The sequence below is a fragment of the Fibrobacter sp. UWP2 genome (genome assembly GCF_900141705.1).
GTDB lineage: Bacteria > Fibrobacterota > Fibrobacteria > Fibrobacterales > Fibrobacteraceae > Fibrobacter.
This window is the reverse complement of sequence record NZ_FQYM01000062.1, coordinates 1-2,876: the sequence shown is the minus strand read 5'-3', so window position 1 is coordinate 2,876 and position 2,876 is coordinate 1. Positions and strand designations below refer to the sequence as shown.

4 protein-coding genes are annotated in these 2,876 nt (G+C 38.4%); 2 read left to right on the top strand and 2 right to left on the bottom strand.

The features are described from left to right. Positions 1–102: 102 nt before the first annotated feature. Positions 103–480 carry a PIN domain-containing protein gene (locus BUB55_RS13665; RefSeq protein WP_073192425.1) on the bottom strand — a complete coding sequence of 126 codons (378 nt, stop codon included), beginning with the start codon at positions 478–480 and terminating at the stop codon, positions 103–105. Further along, positions 467–676: a hypothetical protein gene (locus tag BUB55_RS13660; protein ID WP_143153091.1), complete on the bottom strand. Its 210-nt coding sequence runs from the start codon at positions 674–676 to the stop codon at positions 467–469. Before BUB55_RS13660 ends, BUB55_RS13665 begins: the two co-directional genes overlap by 14 nt. Positions 677–1,311: 635 nt before the next feature. On the opposite strand from BUB55_RS13660, the gene BUB55_RS13655 reads away from it, so the two are divergent. Then, the gene (locus BUB55_RS13655) at positions 1,312–1,746 is read left to right on the top strand and encodes a hypothetical protein (protein ID WP_073192421.1); all 435 of its coding nucleotides are present in this window, start codon (positions 1,312–1,314) and stop codon (positions 1,744–1,746) included. A 38-nt stretch (positions 1,747–1,784) separates the two neighbouring features. Then, a complete protein-coding gene (locus tag BUB55_RS13650) occupies positions 1,785–2,807 on the top strand; it encodes a hypothetical protein (protein WP_073192419.1) in 1,023 nt (340 codons plus the stop codon). Positions 2,808–2,876 lie beyond the last annotated feature (69 nt).

The window sequence follows — 2,876 nt, the reverse complement described above, 5'->3', positions numbered from 1 at the left end:
GAAAAGAGCATGAAACTACTTGACAATGAAGCGCTAATAGCCTAGATTTACACCAGTTGGAGACCTGGATTTTCAACTAAAAAAGGGACAAATTCTTCGTTTTTATTTATACAGTTGCAGGGGAAGTAGATCCCCAATAAGTTCGAAATGCCTATCCAGCGAGAACAGTGTCAATCCATTCTGCAAGACATTTTGAGCAATCATCAAATCAGGCAAGCCGACCTTATTTATACCATGCTTCAGGTTTTCCGTCTGCATGTAGATAAGGCCGTTCCAATCAATCTGTATTGGAACCTTCGGTAGGAGGTTTAGCAGATTTTCAAGCTCTGTCTCGCCCCGTTTCCTTATAGATGGGAGCAATTCGGCAAGAATGATGTCGTTAATGCAGATACTGCCGTTGTCAATCAGTTTTTTGAGAACTTCCTTGCTTTCGCCACCGCGAAAACCGTCGATCCATACGGAAGTATCAACGAGGGTCATTTCTACCTCGCAGGGCGTCGAGATCGATATCCAGGTCGGTGTTGCCAAGATACTTCTTCAAACCAGAAATGTCGTGCGCTTTCTGTGACTTTTTTTCCATGAGAAGAAGACCTATTTTCCACTGGAGTTCTTCTAGTTGGGTATAGGGCAATCCTTCCACCTGCGATTCAAGTTCTGCAAAGGCTGTTTCCGACATGTTTGGACCTCTCTTGGGTTTAATATACATTATTTGCCCCAAATTTGCCAATACCATTCCAAGTTGGAAGACGGTTTGGTTCTACAAAATGGCGTAAATCCGCTTTCTTTGAAAAAAACTCACTTTTTTGTAGATTTTCTGTAACATTTTTCAATTAATGAGTTATTTTTTAGGCGACGGCGATCTGCATAGATCGACGGCTATAGAATTTGAGAGTATTTGCTCCGTTCTCCATTCTGAAATCGGCAAAATTTCTAATCAGTGAGAATAGGGCAGACTGCTCACGTCCCTTAGGGGCGTGGGTTGTTTGTGTCTATTGACTGATTAGGCTTTGCCGAGCCACAGAATGCAGTATGCACAAAAGCAACCTCACGCCTTTTTTGTTTCCTAACAAATTTGGCTGACTTTCAGGCATAACAGAGCAGACCTCTGAACTAAAACGAGGCTTGCGTTATGGGATTGAACACTCAATTTATCAAAGTGAAAGCAAATGCTGTATTTGCCCATTTGTGCGTTTTTATGAGCACACACTCTCTCGCATGTTTTTTCACAGGCACTAGAGATTGTGAACGGGACATCTTCAATGTGCGGTGCATAAAGAATTAAAAGTTTAAACAATCAACAAGGGATACAACATGAATTTTCATGATTACATCACTTCTGCAGAAAAAACGCCGATTCGCGTCTTAACATCTTGGCAACGGAATACGGACATTTCTAAATTGAAAATCGAGCCTGATTTAAAGCGCTTTTATTCAGTATGTGGAGAAATTCCTGTTGCGCCAGTTTTACTTGTACATACAAAAGCAGATGGTCTTATTGCACCTGATGTAAAACATAGAGATCGTGAAATTACTCAAAATATCAATCTTTCGTGGATACAAATTAGGCAAATTAACGAAGATAGCTCGCTAAATTGTGTAACATCAAATGAAAAATTATTCGAGATAGACGATTCGTTCAAGGAAGCTTTTGCAGAAGTCTTTGATTTTCTCACATGGGATGAGTTCCTTGACAAAGACGGATTATTAAGCGACCTGGCTATTAAACTAATCATCAACAGACTTTAATCCCAAAAAAGGTATAATAACGAACAAGAGGCTGAAAAATGAAAAAACAACTCTTCGCGCTAGTAGCCATTTTAACGAGCCAGGTAATGGCCGTTGACTTCAACAAAGAAATCTCGCTGGGAGATTGTTTATCTATACCACAATGTAACCAGGGCGTTTTATCAAAGGGGGGATGGTCTTCAACAGATTCAGGGATAAGAAATTCTAATATAAAAAAAATTAAATGTGAAAAAAGAAATGGACGGGCAAATTTGGGATGTATGGGATTGAATATTAGATGCGACAAAAATGCGGGATGTTTGATTGGATGCGGTGATGGGTTGGGATGTTTTACGGTATATGATCAAGTATGCAGAGATATGGACCTAGACCTGCAAGATAAGTTGAAAAACTTCCCATATTTTGAAGTTTGGGAAAAGAAAACTAGCTACTTTGAAACAAATCTCCCAAAAGAAATTTGGAATCTTATTCAATTGGCGGCTCAATTTGAAATAGACTGCTTTGAAAAAAAGCCCTCCAACGCAAAAGGTCTAGGTCCTCAAGGAGGAATTTACAATCATTGTCCTGATTTGAACCATCCAACTCGAAATTGTAATCCTGTGAAAGGCTTTACAAAAATGTATTCAAAAGAAATTTTAGCAAAAGCAAAGAACGCCCTTTATAAAAAGTGGGACAGAATTGCAAAAGCACAATCAAATTTTAATATAAATAAATCTCCCAGAAATCTATTCTTATTGCAAGGAGATTTTTCATCACTGGACAACGCTTCATTTGATGAATACAATGCTTTTGTCAGCAAAATGGAAACCTCGAAATTTTTACCGAACGATCTAAAGAAAATAGTATCAAAAGAAAAAAAATTAATAGCCGAGTCAAAAAAGTATTTTGAACAGGAGTGTCTCTTTCTTGAAAAAGCCAGCATTGAAGATTTGGATGTGAAAACAGGGCTTTGCACAGAACTTTCTCTAACAGGTCAAAATTACAAAAATTTTACAACAAAGAAGGAGGCTAGATTAAAAACTATTGAAAAAGAATTATTAGTGTCCGGTAAAACTTTTTAATTCAACCTGAAATCTAACAAAAAAGGCGACTGCCGTTTCCGGGAGCCGCCGCTTTTGACTATAGTTTCT